Below are 19,539 nucleotides of genomic sequence, written 5' to 3' on the forward strand. Positions count from 1 at the left end.
ATCCTAACGGTTGAGCCGGGTTGCCGCCAAGGTCAGCAACAAAATAATCGTAAAATAAGACATCACTAACGCTGAGGTGAAATGGCCACTGGTTTGGCGCATGTTATATAGATAAACCTGCAACGTTTCATAGGATGTGCCCACCAAAATATTGGCAAAGACAAATTCACCAATCAGAAACGAGAATGATAAAAATAGTGATGCCAATAACCCTTTGCGGATATTTGGCAAAACTACTTTAATAAAGGCGCTAATGCTTGATGCGCCAAGCAGAGCCGCTGCATCCATCAAGTCTGGAATATTAAGTGCCTGCAAGTTGTTATTAACCGCTCGATAGACAAACGGCAATGTAATCGCAAAATAACAGCCGACTAAAATCCACGGCGTGCCTGTTAATGGCAATGGCCCACCGGAATACAACTGCAGTAATCCAACGGATGAGACTACTGGCGGAATCGCAAATGGTAATAAGGTTAAGACATTCATCCAAGTATCGAGTTTGGGATAGTAATAAAACACCACGAAGACGCACGGCACAATTAAAACAGCGCTGATAAACAGCGTCCCAAATGATAAGACTAATGAGTGATAAAGTGAGGTTAAAAAGCGCGGATCGGTCCACAGTTGGTGATACCACTTAAAGGTGAATCCTGAGGGCAGAATCGTTGCTCCCCATTGATCGCATAATGAGTAGACGAGCGTTGCTAGCAGTGGGATCAATAATAATCCATAAAGGATGCTAAGCACGCTAACGTGATAGAGCTTAGAGTGACTAGCTGACATGATAACTCCTTTGGATCACTTTTTGATTAATCACGGTAATGACGACGAGAATAACCATCAGTAGCACGGAGATTGCAGCGGCTAGGTTAGGTTCTAAGAAAATGTCGCCGGAGACTAAACTGGCGATGCGCACGGTGACGATATTATAATTCCCTGAGGTTAGCGCATACACCGTGGCATAAGTACCTAAGCCATTGGCAATTAAAATAATAAAGGTGCCTAATAAAGCTGGTGTTAACACCGGTAACGCAATACGACGCCAGTAATATTTATTGTCGGCTCCAAGCAAAAAAGCAGCTTCTTGCCAGTCTTTTTTTAGAGCATCAAAAGCTGGGTAAAGCAGTAGCATCGCCAGCGGAATTTGAAAATAACTGTAGATCACCGTTAAGCCGCTGGTGTTGTATAAGTTAAACCCCCCGAGCCAGCCGATATGGCGCAAAATCAGCGTGATCATGCCGTTAAAACCAAGGATGATGACAAAAGCAAATGCCAGTGGTACTCCCACAAAGTTGCTGGTCATATTGGCAAAGGCTAGCAATCCATTGCGAACTCGCTTTGAAGTGTGGCGCAGTGATGCACAGCCAATGGTTGCGAGTATCAAGCCAATGACGCTTGAGCTCAAGGCGATAATTAAGCTGTGTTCAAACGCTTGCAGATAAAAAGGTGAGGTGAGTACTTGCTGATAGTTACTAAGGCTCAAACTGCCTGAGTCGTTAAACAAACTATTGATAATGACCCAAACCAGCGGCGCTAATTGAAACAGTCCAATCAATACAATAAACGGCAGGAGCACCAGCAACGGTCGCCAGTTGGTACGCTTCATCGAGACTCCTTGAGTAATGCCGGATTATGTTCTTTGTGATGATTCTCAATATTTAATAAATCGGCAACGACACCACATAATTGGCGCTGCAGGGGCTGAATATTACGGTTATGGCTAAAGGCATCGCCGATGACAAACAGTGGCACTTGGCGTTCTTCTTCTCGAATACCACAGTGGTTAAAATCATCATTCATGCCGTGATCCGCAGTGACGATGATTTGATATCCCTCTTCAATCCAAGCTGGTAACCAGTCGGAGAGAATGCGATCGCTCATGCGTGCTTGATTGCGATATTCTTTGGAATCAAAACTGTATTTGTGACCTGCATCATCAATATTCATTGGATGAATTAACAATAAATCCGGATGAAAACGGCGACGTAGATATTCAGCATCTAAAAATAGATGGTCATCAGGGTAGTGATCTTGATGGTAGAAAATGCCGTTTTGAATCGGCAGTGATTCATCAAACGTGAAACGGTCACGACTGGCATCATAAGGGGATCGGTTATAAAGCTCACTGACCCAATGGTAAGCTGCGGCGGCCGTGGTTAAACCGTTCGCGCGAGCGAGATGAAAAATACTGGTTTGGTTACTTAAACGTGTTACCCCATTATTGACGATTCCACTTTCAACAGGGGTTGCCCCGGTGAGTAGACATTCATAAAGAGGGCGAGAAATTGAGGGTAATTCACATTCAAGCGTGTAGTAACTGGCGAGGTTGGCTTCGGTTAGTGCAAGCAGGTAGCCCATGTCTTGCCGGGCTACCAAATCACTTAAACCGTCCAGTATGATATAAATGACAGATCTGGACATAGTAAACTCTTATTGCTGATAGATAAGTACTTGGCTCTGCCAAAGCTGTGGAAGACGTTTGGCACTTTGCTGCCAGACTTTGAAGTCTTTAATTGGCTGAGCGTTTTTGTATTCTGAGTTAGGTAACAATTTATCTTTAACATCGGCAGGTAGTTTGACGTCAGTCCGGATTGGGCGAGCGTAACCGCGAGCTAAGTTAATCTGTCCGGCATCAGAGAAGATATATTCGCGAGTCAGTTTGGCTGCCCATGGATGTGGGGCGTATTTATTGATGATAGAAACGTAGCCAGACATGACAGAGCCATCAGATGGGATAAGTACGGCAAATTTATTATGATCAATTTGATCGCGATAGTTCAGCGCATTGAAGTCCCACATAATTCCAACTGCAACTTCACCTTTTTCAATATTGGCAATACTCGGATCGTTGGTTGCTAAGCGACCTTGTTTAGCCAATTTAGCGAAGAATTTAAGCGCAGGTTTAATATCTTTTTCACTACCACCATTAGCAATCGCTGCTGCCAATACGGCGTTGTTTGCTTGAGCGGCTGAACCGACATCGCCCACTGTCACGCGATACTTGCCTTTGAGTAAGTCCTGCCAACTATGTGGAATATCTTTCACGAGGTTTTTATTGACGATAAATGCGATGGTGCCGGTGTAACCCATTGCCCAGTAGCCATCAGGGTCTTTTGCCCAGTCAGGAATATCATTCCAAGTGGTTGGTTTGTAAGGCTGAAGAATTCCTTTGGCTTTGGCTACTTTGGCAAACCCGAAGCCAATGTCACCAATATCTGCAGTAGCGTTGTTTTTCTGTGAGGCAAAAGTGGCAATTTCTTGAGCGGAGCTCATATCAGTGTCACGGTGATTAATGTTGTATTTGGTTTTTAAGTCTTGCCATGTTTCTTTCCAGTTTGCCCAACTGTCTGGCATCCCAACACTGACAACTTCACCTTCTTGCTGAGCTTTCTTAATTAAATCGGCCGGAGCTTTAGCGAATGCTAATGAAATTTGGCTAGCAACTAATGCTGCCGATCCTGCCATCAGAATCCATTTTTTCATCGAAACACACCTTTTTGTTAGTTTTGGTCTATATCAGTTTAAATACCTATAATTTAAAGAATGGCTATTACGTAAATAATGCAGAAATATGACATATTTATGACCTTATAGCGTATTTATTGGACAATCAAATATTTTTTATATAAAAATGTCACAGTTATTTAGTATTATATAAATTGATAATATGATTTAGCAGAATATTCTATTGGTATAGACCAGTTGAGGTTTTATGCAGGATAAAGCATCGCGAATTCGTAAAATTCGAAGTCAGCTCCGCGGACAGTTGGCGCAAGGGGTTTTTAAGCCCGGCAGCAAGCTACCTTCGGAGCGCACTTTAAGTGAATTATTCAACGTTTCGCGCATGACCATTAAAGATGCACTGAATTCGCTTCAAGCAGAGGGGCTAATTTATTGTGAAGACCGTCGTGGCTGGTTCGTTGCTCATCCTCGACTCATTTATAACCCGCTCAGTCGCATGCATTTTCATAGGCTCGTGAATGAGCAGCAACGAAAGGCTCGAACGCAAGTTTTAGACGTAAGTAGTGAGCTGGCATCACCGGATCTGATGCAGGTCATGGAGCTTGATGAGCTAACTCGAATTTATCGAATTCAGCGCTGCCGATTTATCGATGAGCGGCCCGTATTGCTGGTGGAAAATTGCCTAAATAGTCAGTATTTCCCAAATATTTTAAATGAGGATTTGAGCCAATCTTTGACCGAGCTTTATCAGCGCCATTATGGTTATGAAAATAGCCGTTCGCGCTTTGATGTACAGCCTTGTGCCGCGCCTGAACACGTCGCGCAAGCCTTGCATTTGGCATCGGGGCAGATGGTGCTGAAAATTATTCGCGTTAACTACAATCGCAAAAATAAACTGATTGATTGCGAGTTTGAATATTGGCGTCACGATGCGGTGTGTATTCGCATTGACTCTCAAAGTATCGATGAATAAATTTTAAAATTTACTTGAGCGCTTAGTTTTGAATAAATTCATGAAACTAAGTGCTCTAAGATAAAGTGAATACTCGCTAACCTTTAATGCTTAGCGCATTAAATGTTCAAGCTAATCGCCTTGGCGTTCGCTCAAATAATTTTCAACGGTATCAACGATAACTTGCGTGCGCCGGTCAATTTCAAAGTTAAGTTCATCACCTTTGTCAAAGTGCTCTAAGTTGGTTAAACGCAGCGTTTCGGGAATCAAGTACACCTTAAATAGCCCTTGCTTGGGTTGGTAATCACTCACTGTTAAGCTTGCGCCATGAATGGCTAAAAAGCCCTTATTAAAAATATACTTGCGATAATTTTCAGGTGCTTGCAGGGTGAGAATGTAATTATGTTCAAGGCGTTCAATATCGATAATAGTTAAGCGCCCATCGACATGACCAGAGAGTTCATGGCCACCATTTTCATCGCCATAACGAAGCGAGCGTTCAACATTGACACTATCTTGCTCATGTAAGTTGCCAAGTGTTGTTTTATCTAAGGTTTCTTGCATGGCATCAAAGAAAACCTGCTGTCCATCTATTTTTGCAACAGTCTGGCAGACGCCATCAATGGCAACGCTTGCGCCTAATTTGAGGTTTTGCATTAATGAGGGCGGAAACTTAACAGCAAACGTGAGTAATCCCGGTTGATGTTTCACTGCTGTGATAGGGTAATGCCCTTGAATAATACCGCTATACATCGATAACTCCTCATTTTAAATTCTAAGCATTTTTAAATTATGCCAGAGAGTTCACATTAAGTTAATTGGTGATAAAAGGCACCATTGTTTGGCGCACTTGGGCAATAAGATGGTTAGGAAATTGGCGGTAATCGGGGTAAGGCAACAGCGCTTGATTTTTATGCCAAAGCTGCCCGGGAAGATTAAGCTCACAGTGCCAATCGAATCGCTCCCAATTTTGCTTGCCACAGAGCAGGTGAACCTTTGCCGATGGGTATAAACGGTTAGTAAAATTTATCTGATTTTCCCGTAGCAGTTGGCCGCTATAAAGATAGTCGCGCCAGTTATCATCTTGGCTACCAAGCTTGGCAAAAATCACTAAAATCTTTCGCCAGTTATTGCCATTGAGCGTGATTAACTCTTTTAGCCAACTCTTTGCTGTGGGTTCTGGTAATGCCGGAAAATTACCTTTCAAATACATCACCATTTGCGGTTGTGTACTGCCGATAAAGTCGTCATTAATTGAACTGGGCTTATCTTGTTGACATAATTCTTTTTTAATCATGATTTAGTATGCTTGGCTGTATTGTCAAAAGCAGAGCGTGGTTGGTTTATAGAGTAAGACATTTGGGCAACTAGCATCCAGACTTTTATAAAGTCAAATTCAAAGACAAGAGGATCACATGAGTAAATATCTAGATTACTTCGTTGGTGGAATTTGGCTTATTAGCGCATTAAATTGCGCGCAGGCTGCAGAGCCGGCAAAGAAGGCTGACACAACCGATGATGCCTCATCTTCTGTTGAACCACAGGCACCGGAAGCTATTGAAACCCGAGCGAAAAAAGCGGGCGGTTTAGTTCAGCAACGCCTTGATCGCGAGAAGAAAACCCAGCACGACCCGTTTGTGATAACCCCATATCGGCCTAACTATGTGCTGCCGGTTAAATACACCCCGCATCCCGATCAGGCGAATTATGTGGACAGTGATGACCCTAATGACCGACTTGATTCGACTGAGGTTAAGTTTCAGGTCAGTTTTAAAATCCCGGTTGCTTATGATGTGGTTGGTAAAAATAGTAGCCTTTGGGTTGCTTATACGCAGCAGTCATTTTGGCAGGCCTATAATTCAAAAATTTCATCACCATTTCGTGAAAGCAACTATGAGCCAGAAGTGTTTATGCAGTTTAATCGGCCCAATCGCGATGAAAAAGGGATGAAGTTTTCGCTATGGCGCTTAGGGCTTGATCATCAGTCCAATGGCCGTTCTCGACCTGAGTCTCGTTCTTGGAACCGAATATATGCTGAGATGGTTTTTGAATCAGAGCATAACGTTGTTAGCATCAAGCCTTGGTATCGTATCCCCGAAAGTGCCAGCAATGACGACAATCCAAATATCGAAAAATACTATGGTTATGGCGAGCTGAATGTTGTCCATGTTTGGCACGATTTAAGTTTTGATATGATGCTGCGCAATAACTTGCGCCAAGAGAACAAAGGTGCGGTGCAGGTGGGAGTCAGTTTCCCATTATGGGGGCGATTACGCGGTTATGTTCAGTATTTTAACGGCTATGGTGAGTCATTAATTGACTATAACCAGAACACCGAATCATTGGGCATTGGCGTGATGTTGACGAACTGGTTATAGCGAGTTTGTAAAAAGTTGACTAGTAATGGCTATAGTTTCATTATACAATGAGTTTTGCTGCTAAAAAATGTATTTTTTTTAGCAGTATTGCTTAATAAATAAAATTTATTCGAAGTGTTTTGGCTACGTAGGTCGATACTTAGATAGATGAATTTAATTCATCTGATTCATGAATTTTAATGTTCGTTTGATCATTATTTACGTTTGTATTTAACCAATCGGCTCATTAGTATGTGAGGCGATTTTGAATCTGGGGCCTGATAACCCCCTGAAGCTAAGGATTAAAAATGGTCATGCTTAAGTTGGATAAAACGGATCGCTTAATTCTAGAAGTTATGCAGCAAAATGGCCGCATTAGTAATCTGGAATTAGCTGAACGGGTCGGTTTGTCCCCATCTCCTTGTTCTCGCCGGGTTAAACAGCTTGAAGATGCTGGTTTCATTCGCCGTCATGTCACATTACTTAATGCCAATAAACTGAATTTAACGTTGACGGCATATATTCATATTTCGATGGATCGCCACACCCCAGAGCGGTTCGAGCATTTTGAGCAAGAAGTCGCTAAATATGATGAAGTGATGGAATGTATGTTGGTCACAGGCAATGATTCTGACTATCAGCTTAAAGTTACCGTTCCAGATATGGAACATTTCCAACATTTTTTATTGGGCAAATTGACTCGCATTCCCGGCGTGACCGGAGTTCGCTCAAGTTTTATTTTACGTACAGTTATTGATCACACCGAATTGCCTTTGACTCATATTCAGGATTGGCAAGAAGGTTAAAGTTATTGTGGTGCTCGCTAACGGAGCATCTTAAATATTGGGGGAGCTGTTTTCGAGCACTCCCCGGGTTCCATTTCATTGCACCTAGGCTACGGTTGTTATCACATCACCACTAAATAATGTAGCCCGGTAGAAGCGCAGCGGATGCTGCCGGGAAATGTTTGTTTAGAGAGTGTCCCGGGTTCCATTTCATTTCACCCGAGCTACGGTTGTTATCACATCACTACCAAATAATGTAGCCCGGCAGCAGCGCAGCGGATGCCGGAAAATGTCAGTTTGAAGAGTGTCCCTGGTTCCATTTCATTGCACCCGGGCTACGGTTGTTATCACTTCACAGCTAATAATGTAGCCCGGTAGAAGCGTAGCGGATGCCGGGAAATATCAGTTTGGAGAGTGTCCCGGGTTCCATTCCATTTTACCCAAGCGACAGTTGTTATCGCATCACAGCTAATAACGTAGCCCGGTAGTAGCGCAGTGGATGCCGGGAAATGTCTGTTTAGAGAGTGTCCCGGGTTCCATTTCATTTCACCCGAGCTACGGTTGTTATCACATCAAAGCTAATTATGTAGCCCGGCAGCAGCGTAGCGGATGCCGGGAAATATCAGTTTGAAGATTATCCCGGGATCCATTTCATTTCACCCAATCGACAGTTACTATCACATCACTACCAAATAATGTAGCCCGGTAGAAGCGCAGCGGATGCCGGGAAATGACCTTGTTAGCTCTTACTCATGTGAGCTGTTAATGGTTTTTATTAAAAAACCTGACACAAAAAGCCTTTTAAATAAAAACCTTCCGGATAAGGTCCTGCAACCGGGTGATCTTCAGCTTGCTCTAAGGTTTTAAGAAAAACCACGTTGCGTCTGGCATCTAAGGCCGCATCGGCGATAATTTTCTGAAACAGCTCTTTTGGCATTAATCCTGAACAAGAAAACGTGGCCAGCAATCCACCTGATTCTAAAAGCCCCATCGCTAGACGGTTGATATCCTGATATCCGCGACTACCGCGTTTGAGATGTGCTTTGCTGTCGACAAATTTAGGTGGGTCGAGCACTATCAAATCAAAGCTTTGATTGCCTTGATAATCACGTAGCGCTTGAAACACATCTTGGCGAATATGGCTGATTTTATTGGCATCGAGTTGATTTAGAACGACATTTTGCTCGGCAATGGCTAAGGCATCTTTGGATACATCCAAGTTGACTACGGACTGCGCGCCGCCAGCTAACGCATAGGTGCCAAATCCACCAGTATAGCTAAAGCAGTTCAATACACGTTTATCTTTAGCAAGTTTGCCGACTAATTGCCGGTTATTGCGCTGATCAAGGTAATATCCGGTTTTATGGCCTGTTTCGACATTAATCCACAATTTTAAGCCATTTTCTTCAATTTGCATGGGTTGTGCGGGTAGTTCGCCATGCACTAAACCACTAACTGGTTCTAATCCCTCTTTTTTGCGCACATCAACATCGGAGCGTTCATAAATACAACATTGAGGGTATTGTGCTTTAAGCGCTTCAATTAGCATCTCTTTGCAATATTGCGCGCCAGCGCTTAACAGCTGGATGACCAATACATCAGCGTAGCGGTCAATGGTGATCCCTGGCAGACCATCGTTTTCACCCGCAACTAAGCGATAGGCGTTAGTATTGCTAAACTGGTTTAGCAATAACCGTGATTTTGCTGCACGCTGCAGTTTTTGTGCAAAAAACTCGGTATCAACTTTTACGCGTTTATCAAAGCTCCAAACTCGTGCTCGAATCTGTGAGTTTGGGGAGTAACTTGCATACGCCAGCCATTGTCCAGCTGCTGAGTAAATCGAGACGGTTTCACCCAGCACCATTTCGCCATCAAGGCGATCAACTGCTTGAGAAAAGATCCAAGGGTGGCGACGAAAAAGTGATTTTTCCCGTTTAGGGTGTAGATACAGAGCCGGTTTCATGACCTATTGCCGTGGTGACCATTTAAGAGCGCGCAATTATATACCTTTTCATTGTAATGCACACTAGCACTCTAGAGGATGATTCTGGGGTAAGAGACATAAAAAGTTGGCCTTAAACTGGTCAATCTAGATGATAAAAACGACGTTTTGATGGGAAAATGCGCTGTTAGATTATTTTTGTAAAAAAAATCTTGATTTCGGACCGTTTAAAACGTTTAATAGCCGCCGTTGCCCAGATAGCTCAGTCGGTAGAGCAGAGGATTGAAAATCCTCGTGTCGGTGGTTCGATTCCGCCTCTGGGCACCAAAATAATTCCTCCTTAGCTCAGTTGGTAGAGCGACGGACTGTTAATCCGCAGGTCGCTGGTTCGAGCCCAGCAGGAGGAGCCAAATTCAGAAAGCCCGCTTATTAAGCGGGCTTTCGTCGTTTTTCTCCCGCCAAAATTTTATCGTTATTGCGTTCCTTCTTAAAATCCCGGCATCCACTGCGCTCTTGCCGGGCTACATCGGTGGTGATGATCTGGAGTGTTCTACAGGTTTTCGTAGCCCGGGTGAAATGAAATGGAACCCGGGGATATTGGCTTGTTTGATGTTCGTGTATCGAATTCGGGAATTTCCCGGCATCCGCTGCGCTCCTACCGGGCTACATCGGTGGTGGTGATCTTGGATTTTCTAAGGATTATCGTGGCCCGGGTGAAATGAAATGGAACCCGGGGATGTTGGCTTGTGTGTTGCGAGCATATTAATTTGGGGGAATTTCCCGGCATCCGCTGCGCTCTTGCCGGCTACATCGATGGTGGATCTTGGCAATGTTCCACAGGTTTTGTAGCCCGGGTGAAATGAAATGGAACCCGGGGATGTGAGCTTGTTTGATGCGTACATATTGATTTTGGGGGATTTCCCGGCATCCGCTGCGCTCCTACCGGGCTACATTGATGCTGGTGATCTGGAGATGTTCCACAGGTTTCGTAACCCGGGTGAAATGAAATGGAACCCGGGGATGTGGGCTTGTGTGTTGCGTGCATATTAATTTGGGGGAATTTCCCGGCATCCGCTGCGCTCTTGCCGGGCTACATCGGTGGTGATGATCTGGAGTGTTCTACAGGTTTTCGTAGCCCGGGTGAAATGAAATGGAACCCGGGGGTATGAGCCTGTGTGATGCGTGTGTGTTAATTTGGGGGATTTCCCGGCATCCGCTGCGCTCCTGCCGGGCTACATCGGTGGTGGTCTTGGCAATTTTCCACGGGGTTTCGTAGCCCGGGTGGAATGAAATGGAACCCGGGAATGTGAACTTGTTTGATGCGTGCACGTTGACTTGGGGAATTTCCCGGCATCCGCTGCGCTCTTGCCGGGCTACATCGGTGGTGATGATCTGGAGTGTTCTACAGGTTTTCGTAGCCCGGGTGAAATGAAATGGAACCCGGGGATGTGGGCTTGTTTGATGCGTGCATATTGATTTGGGGAATTTCCCGGCATCCGCTTCGCTCCTGCCGGGCTACATCGGTGGTGGTGATCTTGGATTTTCTAATGGTTTCTGTAGCCCGGGTGAAATGAAATGGAACCCGGGGATGTGGGCTTGTCTGATGTGTGCATGTTTATTTGGAGAAAATCCCGGCATCCGCTTCGCTCCTGCCGGGCTACATCGGTGGTGGTGATCTTGAATTTTCTAAGGATTATCGTAGCCCGGGTGAAATGAAATGGAACCCGGGGGCACTCGGGGGATTCTATCGCAGTCATAAAATAAAAAATCCCGGCATTGCCAAGCATTGCCGGGATAGAGAGCTAAATTACACGGTGGTTATTTCGAACCTGTAGCCGCCACTTTACTCTTTTTTGCTTTGACTTTGACCGGATGAAACAGGTTATGAGCGGTGGCTTTTAAAAGCTGCTCATATTGTCCCTGGTTGATAACAAAGTGCTGTTTGTAATCGCTTCGGCTAATCTGGTAGCGCTTGTTTTGATGATAAAGCTGATAGCGATAATCATGTTTGCCAGAGGTGACATTTAATGTGAGCTCTGCGGCTGTCTTAATCGGCATTTTCGCAACGTTCTGCACACTTAAATTGGCCAGTGCATCAGCAATTTCTGCGGCATGAGTTTGACTGACAACCTCTTTTAAATGGCTGTGTTTCGAGCCATTTCGCCACACTTGTTTTTGCTTGATGATGCTAAATGAAGGCCCCTTAATCGAGTCACAGGTTGCTGCAAGCAGCGTTTTATCAAGCCATTGCTGAGCATTAACGCCAAGTGGTGATGCGCTTAGATGAACCTGATAAATCGCTTTATCTTGAGCTTGACGTAAGCTGCGCTGGTGGTAATTTGGCTCACTTCCCAGATAAAAATCAGCGACCGTTTTACCTTTTGCTTTGATAGTAATATGGCGTTTGAAATTATCCTTTGCCACTTGAAAGCGTTTTTGTGCACTCGTGCTGTTGGCAATGGGCCAATCGACTTGAACCTGGCGCAGTTGGCTTAACAGGTTTGCGATTTTAGCACTATCTGCTGGCAGGTTATCAAGACTTGGCAGTTGCCATGTACCATTGACGCGTTTGAGCGTGAGCTGTTTTTTCGCCGACTGCACACTTAAATAATTGACTTCAGTGGTGTCAAACTTAAACAGTGAGTGTCTCTTCGCTTGTTGGCGAAGCTGTGATGAGTGAACCCAAAAGCCGGCACAAACTGCAGCCTGAATAACAACTAAGGCCGCCAAGGATATTGTGATTTTTCTTAACATGATTACTCCTGAATATCCAGTAACTGCTGATAGCGGCGCATGGCCGAGCGGCGGCGTATTTTACGAATAATGGCAATGATTATGAGTAAAATAGCGGCCAATGCATAATTGAGATATTCCCAGAACAGTTGGGCTTGGTGCCCCATTGGCATAAGCGTGCGATCAAAATGCGAGCGCGAATGAATAGACAACAATGCCGTATCATCCAATGCGTAATGGGCGGCGTTGTTGATAAGCTTCAGGCTATTGAGGTAGCGGCTGCGATTGGCGCTGCCAGTAAGTTGAAGAATTTCATCGCGTAACATCGCCGAAGAGCTCACGACAATCAATCGTGCTGAAGACGAAGACTGATTGAGTTGACTTTCTACCGATGGTTTTGGCAAGTGCTTATCTGCTTTGGCCGATTTTTTATTTTGAGTCGCTTTTGTCACGGCTGCTTTAGCCGCGGCCAATGGCGATGGCTTACCTGCAAAGTAAGATTTAAATTGCCCTTTGACAATAACCCCTAACAGTTGTGATTGAGTTTTGCCTTCAGGGGTAAATGGTAAGATCTGATTGCCTTGAATTTGTGGCATCACATCAGTTTTATCGCTGAGCCAACTGCCTTTTGAGCTTTGAATCAGTTTCACCACTTTCATCCCTTTTGGCTCTTTCACTGAGATGGGGGAGGCCCAAGGGATTGTAAGCTGCTCAAGATTTTCGGTTATCGGGTTATGTTGATTTAATCCATGAGCGCGAACATCGGCAAAATAGGGGTAATCAATCATATCAAACTGGCGAATCGGGACGCCGCCAACATTGCGTGTGACTGGGATAGGCAGTGCACTGTTTTGCGGATCCATGACCAATTTTTTGCCAATATTGATGCCTTGCGCTTTGAGCCATTTTAATAACAGGCTTGATTGCGGATTCATCTGAATACCCGACTGGTTAAACTGCAACTGGTAGGGTGATGCCGCAGTAATAACAGTCCCGCCCTGCATCAGATATTGATCGATGGCAAATAGCTGCTTGCGATTGAGCTGGTTTTCCCCGGCGATTACTAACAAGTCCGCATCACCACTGACATGGCCATTGGCGAGAGTCTCTTTGCGCACATCAAAATCTTGGCTCAGATAGCGGGTCAGCTGGCTATAACGCGGGCCTCGATAATAAGGTGATGCTTGCCCTGGCGTCACTAATGCAATGGTTTTGGTAAAGCCATGAGCAAAGTGTTTTATGCCAGCTTGCAGGTTACGTTTAAAATCATTGCCTTTGATGTTACCAAGTGGAATTTGCACATTGTGCTTGCCATCACTAAGCGTCATATAAAAATAGAAGTGATTTTGATTGAGCAGGTTAGTGGTCATCGGTTTAAAGCCAAACTGGTGGCTCAACTGCTTCGCCAGTTTAGATGAGGTTGATGGGTCTTTAAAGAGTGTTGAGAGCTTGCCATTTGATTGTTTAACAATCGGTTTGAGTACTTGCTGTATTTTGTGCCGATAGGTCACTAACTGTTTGGGTAAGGCGCTGGAATCAGAAATATACCCAGTAAAGGTGAGGTGGCGAGTGACCGTATCAAACAGGTTTCCTGACGATTGGTAATCTTTGATGACGTGATCAATGGCTGCGGTAATATCATGTTCTGGATTGCGCAGTTGCACGTCAAGCTTGCCATTTTCACCCATTCGAGCGGCAATCAAGTCTTTAAAGCTCAAAACTTTGTATTGGTCGCCATAAGAGATGACAACGTCAAAGTAGGAATTAACCACTGATGACTGGTAGCGGTTGTCCACCTGAAATGGAACAGGGCGAATGCCATATTCATTGATCGCCTGCTTTTGTGCTGCTTGGTTGGTCGTTGGATCGCTAAATTTGACGCGAACTTTATCATGCCCATAGACAGCATATTCACGCAGTAAATTTTTAAGCTGCGGGACTAATGGTGCCAGTAGTGGATGCGTCTTGCGACTGAAAAATCCTCGAATCATCAGTGGCTCTTGCAGGTGATCTAGAATTTGATGGGTCGGATTGGAGAGGGTATAAATTTTTCCTTGGGTGGTATCGACCCGCAGAGCGGTTAATTGGCTAAGCCAGACATTGGCCAATAGAGCGTTTATCACAACCAATGCTGTCGCCCACTTGGCCCAGCGATGGCGAGGCGTTTTCACCTCTTTTGCCCAGCGCTCTTTTTCGAGCATAAAGCCATTGAGGCATAAAAAGACGATAATGATGCTGATGTAATAATACAGATCGCGCAGGTCCAGCACTCCGCGAGTAATCGAGCTAAAGCGCGAGCCACTGCCAAGTAAACGCATAAAATCAGCGCTTTGAGTGCTGAGTAAATTAGTAATCAGCGGTGAGCCTAAAAGATAGAAAACACCACTTAAAGCACAGGCGCAGATTAAACTGACAATCTGATTGTCACAGCGTGAAGAAACAAATAAGCCAATGGCGAGATAACTGCCACCTAATAAAATAGTGGCTAAATAGGCAGACCAAACCGGCCCCCAGTCAAGCTGACCCAAGCAACTGACGGTGATTGGCAATGGCAAGGTGATAACTAAGGCAATGATAAGCAGCGTTAAGCAGCCTAAAAACTTACCGATGACAAATTTGCTAAGTGATACGGGACGAGTGAGTAAATATTCAAGCGTGCCGGCGCGGCGCTCTTCACTCCACATTCGCATGCTTAAGGTGCTACATAAAAAAATTAGAAGCACCGGCATCCACTCAAACAGCGGTTTTACATCGGCAATGTTGCGCTCAAAAAAGGCTTCGGCCCAGAAGAAAATAAATAACGTGATGGCCGCAAAGGCACCAAGAAACAGATAAGCGATTGGCGAGGTAAAAAAGAGTTGAATCTCTTTGCCAGCTATTTGGCCAACGGAAGCGGAACCAGAATGATTATGCGACATCTTTTGCTCTCTCCATTGGTTGTTCATTCACCTGTTTAAATAGCGCTTCAAGGTCAAGTTGCTGGGGTTCGATAGCCAGCAGTTCACCGTGTTGGCAGATGGCTTTAGCAATAAGTGGACTGACACTTTGCCATGCACTGTGCTCATCAAGCGCGATATGAAAGCAATTTGGGGCGTGTTTATCGATGCTGCGAATCTCCTCGATACCATCAATACCAGCTAGAGCCTCATTAAGTTGGGCAAGGCTAAGAGTGGTTTGTACAAGCAATTGATGGGTTTGTTTTAGCTCTTCAATAAACGCATCTACGGCAAGTTCACCAGCGCGGATAATCAGTACGCGATCGCAAAGCGCCTCAACCTCTTGCATGATGTGGGTGGAGAGAATAACCGTGGCTTGTTTGGCAACTTCTTTAATTAAGTTGCGCATCTGAAACGTCTGAGTGGGGTCAAGCCCATTGGTGGGTTCATCTAAAATTAAAAACCGAGGGTTTCCAAGCAGTGCTTGTGCCACGCCAACGCGCTGTTTATAACCGCGCGAGAGCGTATCGATTCGATTTAATGCTTTGTCTTTGATATCGGTTGCGAGAATAACGCGTTTGACTTCGCCAGCTCGATGAGTGTTATCAATGCCTTTAATGGTTGCCGCATAATGTAAGTATTCAGCAACCGACATCTCAGCGTATAACGGCAAGTTTTCTGGTAGATAGCCGATGAGCGTCTGTGCTTGTTTAGGCGTTTGAATAACATCAATGCCATCGAGTTCTATCGAACCTTGGTGAGGCTCTAAATAGCCACTAAGCATCTTTAAAATGGTGGTTTTACCAGCGCCATTGTGGCCGAGTAGACCGACAATTTCGCCTTGTTCTATTGTAAAGGTGGCATCCTTGACCGCGGTGAATCGTCCATATTTGCGCATCAACTTGCTAACTTTAAGCATGTTGAATCCTCCAGTGCAGTTGGGTGATTCCGGGATTGACTATTAATAATGCTGAGCAACAAGCAGTGATGGGAGGAGCAAGTCTTGATTGGTTAAAAGACCTGACTCGTTGGATTTTGACCTGCTTGTTTTGCGGTTTTTACCTTTCCAAAAGTAAGAGAAAACAACCAGAATATTTACGTAAATTTGAGTTTATATAAATTAATTTATAGTTATTAGATGGTTATTGCCGAAGCTGTTGTAGGTATAAATCAATAAAGCGCTTATCAACATCACTAATTGATGATTTAAAAAGTTGCTTTATAGTTGAGCTTATTACATTTGTTCAATCAATCTTTTCAGTTCACGGATGAAACCAATGGTTAAAAAAATCCTCTTTTTGTTGATTCTCTGCTCAGGCACAGTGGCAAGCGCGCTGGCTGATACATTGACTTATCAAGGTACGTTGGGAAACTACCCAATTATGCTGAGCGTGAGTAAATATGGTAGCGACTGGAATAATGCAGCTGATTATCTTTATACCCGTTATTTAAAACAGACCCATCTTCGTTTAGAAAAAAGTGGAACTGGATTAACACTTTATCAATATTACAGTGAGCCGAGTGAGAAAAAAGAGCTCTTTGAGTTGCATTTTGTCGGTAAGAACCTTGAAGGAACTTGGCAAAATAAGCAGACAAAACTGCCTGTTAAACTTAAGCCAACTTTGCAGAGTATTGATGATTACCAGCACCAGCATTTGCAATTTATTGTCACAGGCCACCAAAGCTTTGGTCAGTATCACTTTGATAAGATAAAAGAAACCCATTCAAACATGAGTTTTTTGCGCCCTGGTAAAGGTTTTAGTCAGGCACAGCTGCAATTTTTGGCGCCGCAGTTTAAATCGCTGTATATGACTTATGTGATGGCAGCGCTGCAATGTGAAGATGCCGGTTTTTGGATTAACGATTTTCATATTGTAAATGGTCGATATCTCAGTTTTAGTCTTGGCTATGATATCTCCTGCTATGGTGCTCATCCTGAGCATGGCCAAGAGATGTACAGTTATGATTTAAAAACCAATCAACAGCTTAAAAAGATCACTGATAGATTCCCGGGGCTTCAATTTTTTGCGCTGTTAAAAGCAAAATATCAAGGTGATAAAAACCTGAACGAAGAATGTGACTATTTTAGCGATACTGAGGTTTGGAAGTACATTCACTGGCGATTAACTGAAAAAGGCGTTGTGATCGAACCGGAATACTCTCATGCCATGGCCCCATGCGAAGAAGAGTTCTCGTTAAGTTACTCAGAGCTTAAAGGCCACTGGCAAGAACCTAAATAGTCGGATTGATTTGGTTCTCCCCGGCATCCGGGGATTTATATGGGCTTGTTTGCCCTGTTTGTTTAATCCGTAGGGTTGATGCATTTATTTTTTATAAATTTTTGTTATTTTATTAAAAATAATTCTATCAATAAACTTTAAAAAAAATGGTTAACTATAGACGCGTTTTTATTCCGGGCGGATGTTATTTTTTTACGCTAACGCTTAAAGACCGTCGGCTCAAATTGTTAACGGAGCAAATAGATTTATTAAGAGATGCCTTTCATTATGCTCTGGCCCGTTATCCATGCCATATTCAGGCAATATCAGTTATGCCTGATCATATTCATCTGCTGGTGCAGCTTCCAAACGATACAACCTATTTCCCTAAATTGATTCAATCAATTAAAAGTCGATTTTCTTTATTGATTCACCAACACGTAGGTAAAAATCATAAATCTATCTGGCAATCTCGCTATTGGGAACACTGTATTCGTGATGAGCGAGATTGGTTAATGCACATCAATTATATTCATCGCAATCCGTATAAACATCATCTGGTGAAATTTGTTAAAGATTGGCCATATTCAAGCTTTCACCAATATGTCCAGCGAGGGATTTTAACGGATTCTTGGCAAGGTGAAGAACTGGATGGGTATTTTGGTGAATAGGGTATTTTTATCCCGGCATCCGCTGCGCTCCTGCCGGGCTACATTGGTGGTGGTGATCTTTGTGATGTTCCACAGGTTTTGTAGCCCGGGTGAAATGAAATGGAACCCGAGATTATGCGAGCTAGTTTGATGCTCGTGTGTTGATTTGGGTTATTTCCTAGCATCTGCTTCGCTTTTGCCGGGCTACATTGATGGTGGTGATTTTGCGATGTTCCACAGGTTTTCGTAGCCCGGATGGAGCGAAGCGGAATCCGGGGAGTATGCGGATATTGTCCTTATCATCGCCGCTCTGGGTTAAAAATTTATTGATTTTTCACCCGGGTAATGACAAAAATGGCCCAACGATTATCTTTAACGCGACTTGAGATGGGCTCAAGTTATACTCACTATGATGCAAACCCAAATTCGCCGGGTCACGGTTGATGATCTCAATGCATTAATCGATATTGAACAGAATTGCTTTTTAATTGGGCAGATTAAACGTCGCCAACTACGATATCTATTAACGCGGGCTAAAGCGCAGGTGTGGGGCGCATTCTTAGATGATGTCTTTGTTGGGTATGCTATTTATTTAACGCCCAATATTCCGCGCCGAGCAAGATTATACGCTTTAGCCGTTTTGCCTGCTTTTCGTCGTCAGAAAATCGCATCATCACTGCTCGCGCATGGCCAGTTTTTAATGGCATCATTGGGATATCCAGCCCTTGCTCTGGAAGTGCGCTGCAGTAATCGTGCAGCATTGACGTTATACCAGCGAAATGGTTTTCGCTGGACTCACCTGTTATGCGAATATTATCCTGATGATGAGGATGGCTGGAAAATGGTCTGTCCGCTGCCAGTGCCTCTTTGGGCTGAATCATTCAGCTCAACTGCAGCCTAAAAATATAGGGAAAAGCATGAAGAAATTGCTCGTTGCATTATTGATACTATCCGCTTTTGTGGCGTTAGTGGGCTGCAGTGCTGCGCCAAATAAACCAGTGCAATATCGGGTGATGACGATGAAGTGGGGGCAAAATCAACAGGCGGCTCCCGATCCGCGTTGTCAGAGTTTTCGCTTTTCTCCTGCCGATGTGGTGAGCTTCTTTGAACATGCGCAAGGTGTCTCGCCAAAAATGTTTCATCAGGTGGCTCAAAATTCATCCTGTAATTACCATGGCTTATTAATGGTTGATGGGGATATTCAGCAGTGGATGGTGACAGCCGCTGGCGTTGGCTATTTAAGTCGTGGTATTAAAGGAACAGAGAATCGCCATTTTATCTGCAGCGATGATTGTGCCAAAGTCTTTGGTAAACGGTTAAACCATTACCAACTGCCGTAACTCTATATGCGCATGATGATTTTTGAGCTTTAGCGCTGTGGTAAAGCTAGAAAAGATGTGTCATAGAAAATCTAAGTTAAACAATAACTAGAGCGTGTTGATCTTTGCGGTATAAAAAGCAAGCAGCAAATGGGGCTGTTATAATGGTTTCGCCAAAAATCAC

At 44.1% G+C, this 19,539-nt stretch carries 18 protein-coding genes and 2 tRNA genes; 10 read left to right on the top strand and 10 right to left on the bottom strand.

The genetic code is table 11. The features are described from left to right. Nucleotides 1-3: 3 nt before the first annotated feature. From ABTQ23_RS11540 to ABTQ23_RS11555, 4 genes are read right to left on the bottom strand one after another with little or no spacing between them, the layout of a single operon-like run. Nucleotides 4-783: an ABC transporter permease gene (locus tag ABTQ23_RS11540; RefSeq protein WP_408615884.1), complete on the bottom strand. Its 780-nt coding sequence runs from the start codon at nt 781-783 to the stop codon at nt 4-6. Next, nucleotides 773-1,606: an ABC transporter permease gene (locus tag ABTQ23_RS11545; protein ID WP_408615885.1), complete on the bottom strand. Its 834-nt coding sequence runs from the start codon at nt 1,604-1,606 to the stop codon at nt 773-775. Before ABTQ23_RS11545 ends, ABTQ23_RS11540 begins: the two co-directional genes overlap by 11 nt. Continuing rightward, nucleotides 1,603-2,421, bottom strand: a complete 819-nt coding sequence (locus tag ABTQ23_RS11550) for an alkaline phosphatase family protein (protein WP_408615886.1) — start codon at nt 2,419-2,421, stop codon at nt 1,603-1,605. Before ABTQ23_RS11550 ends, ABTQ23_RS11545 begins: the two co-directional genes overlap by 4 nt. A 9-nt stretch (nt 2,422-2,430) precedes the next feature. Beyond that, a complete protein-coding gene (locus ABTQ23_RS11555; RefSeq protein ID WP_408615887.1) occupies nt 2,431-3,483 on the bottom strand; it encodes an ABC transporter substrate-binding protein in 1,053 nt (350 codons plus the stop codon). A gap of 229 nt (nt 3,484-3,712) precedes the next feature. On the opposite strand from ABTQ23_RS11555, the gene ABTQ23_RS11560 reads away from it, so the two are divergent. Beyond that, nucleotides 3,713-4,435: a UTRA domain-containing protein gene (locus ABTQ23_RS11560; protein ID WP_408615888.1), complete on the top strand. Its 723-nt coding sequence runs from the start codon at nt 3,713-3,715 to the stop codon at nt 4,433-4,435. A gap of 111 nt (nt 4,436-4,546) precedes the next feature. On the opposite strand, the gene ABTQ23_RS11565 is transcribed toward ABTQ23_RS11560, so the two are convergent. Beyond that, on the bottom strand, nt 4,547-5,167 hold the full coding sequence (locus ABTQ23_RS11565) for a riboflavin synthase subunit alpha (protein WP_408615889.1): 621 nt from the start codon (nt 5,165-5,167) through the stop codon (nt 4,547-4,549). Between the two features lie 61 nt (nt 5,168-5,228). After that, nucleotides 5,229-5,711, bottom strand: a complete 483-nt coding sequence (locus ABTQ23_RS11570; RefSeq protein ID WP_408615891.1) for a DUF6942 family protein — start codon at nt 5,709-5,711, stop codon at nt 5,229-5,231. A gap of 118 nt (nt 5,712-5,829) precedes the next feature. On the opposite strand from ABTQ23_RS11570, the gene ABTQ23_RS11575 reads away from it, so the two are divergent. Beyond that, entirely contained in the window at nt 5,830-6,792 is a 963-nt protein-coding gene (locus tag ABTQ23_RS11575) for a phospholipase A (RefSeq protein WP_408615893.1), read from the top strand. A gap of 293 nt (nt 6,793-7,085) precedes the next feature. Continuing rightward, complete coding sequence (locus ABTQ23_RS11580; RefSeq protein WP_408615906.1) at nt 7,086-7,577, top strand: Lrp/AsnC family transcriptional regulator; 492 nt, start codon at nt 7,086-7,088, stop codon at nt 7,575-7,577. Nucleotides 7,578-8,331: 754 nt separating this feature from the next. Here the strand turns inward: ABTQ23_RS11580 and ABTQ23_RS11585 are convergent. Further along, nucleotides 8,332-9,519, bottom strand: a complete 1,188-nt coding sequence (locus tag ABTQ23_RS11585; protein ID WP_408615894.1) for a class I SAM-dependent rRNA methyltransferase — start codon at nt 9,517-9,519, stop codon at nt 8,332-8,334. A gap of 230 nt (nt 9,520-9,749) precedes the next feature. Here ABTQ23_RS11585 and ABTQ23_RS11590 point away from each other — a divergent pair. The 3 genes from ABTQ23_RS11590 to ABTQ23_RS11600 all read left to right on the top strand — a co-directional run bounded on the left by ABTQ23_RS11590 (nt 9,750) and on the right by ABTQ23_RS11600 (nt 10,930). Then, a tRNA-Phe gene (locus tag ABTQ23_RS11590) sits at nt 9,750-9,825 on the top strand. Between the two features lie 7 nt (nt 9,826-9,832). Further along, a tRNA-Asn gene (locus ABTQ23_RS11595) sits at nt 9,833-9,908 on the top strand. Nucleotides 9,909-10,789: 881 nt separating this feature from the next. Continuing rightward, entirely contained in the window at nt 10,790-10,930 is a 141-nt protein-coding gene (locus ABTQ23_RS11600) for a hypothetical protein (protein ID WP_408615895.1), read from the top strand. Between the two features lie 386 nt (nt 10,931-11,316). On the opposite strand, the gene ABTQ23_RS11605 is transcribed toward ABTQ23_RS11600, so the two are convergent. The 3 genes from ABTQ23_RS11605 to ABTQ23_RS11615 are packed head-to-tail and all read right to left on the bottom strand — an operon-like array spanning nt 11,317 to nt 16,086. Further along, nucleotides 11,317-12,252 (bottom strand): DUF4340 domain-containing protein, encoded by a 936-nt coding sequence (locus tag ABTQ23_RS11605; protein ID WP_408615896.1) that lies wholly within the window; start codon nt 12,250-12,252, stop codon nt 11,317-11,319. A gap of 2 nt (nt 12,253-12,254) precedes the next feature. After that, on the bottom strand, nt 12,255-15,149 hold the full coding sequence (locus ABTQ23_RS11610; RefSeq protein ID WP_408615897.1) for a Gldg family protein: 2,895 nt from the start codon (nt 15,147-15,149) through the stop codon (nt 12,255-12,257). Continuing rightward, nucleotides 15,139-16,086, bottom strand: a complete 948-nt coding sequence (locus ABTQ23_RS11615) for an ABC transporter ATP-binding protein (protein ID WP_408615898.1) — start codon at nt 16,084-16,086, stop codon at nt 15,139-15,141. The genes ABTQ23_RS11610 and ABTQ23_RS11615 overlap by 11 nt, the downstream gene beginning before the upstream one ends. Nucleotides 16,087-16,444: 358 nt before the next feature. Between ABTQ23_RS11615 and ABTQ23_RS11620 the strand changes: the two genes are divergently transcribed. The 4 genes from ABTQ23_RS11620 to ABTQ23_RS11635 all read left to right on the top strand — a co-directional run bounded on the left by ABTQ23_RS11620 (nt 16,445) and on the right by ABTQ23_RS11635 (nt 19,376). Further along, nucleotides 16,445-17,407: a hypothetical protein gene (locus tag ABTQ23_RS11620; protein ID WP_408615899.1), complete on the top strand. Its 963-nt coding sequence runs from the start codon at nt 16,445-16,447 to the stop codon at nt 17,405-17,407. Nucleotides 17,408-17,553: 146 nt separating this feature from the next. After that, entirely contained in the window at nt 17,554-18,057 is a 504-nt protein-coding gene (locus ABTQ23_RS11625; protein ID WP_408615900.1) for an REP-associated tyrosine transposase, read from the top strand. 388 nt (nt 18,058-18,445) lie between these two features. Then, nucleotides 18,446-18,937, top strand: a complete 492-nt coding sequence (locus ABTQ23_RS11630) for a GNAT family N-acetyltransferase (RefSeq protein ID WP_408615901.1) — start codon at nt 18,446-18,448, stop codon at nt 18,935-18,937. 16 nt (nt 18,938-18,953) lie between these two features. After that, nucleotides 18,954-19,376 carry a hypothetical protein gene (locus tag ABTQ23_RS11635; RefSeq protein ID WP_408615902.1) on the top strand — a complete coding sequence of 141 codons (423 nt, stop codon included), beginning with the start codon at nt 18,954-18,956 and terminating at the stop codon, nt 19,374-19,376. Nucleotides 19,377-19,539 lie beyond the last annotated feature (163 nt).

This window comes from Celerinatantimonas sediminis, from assembly GCF_046054195.1.
Lineage (GTDB): Bacteria > Pseudomonadota > Gammaproteobacteria > Enterobacterales > Celerinatantimonadaceae > Celerinatantimonas.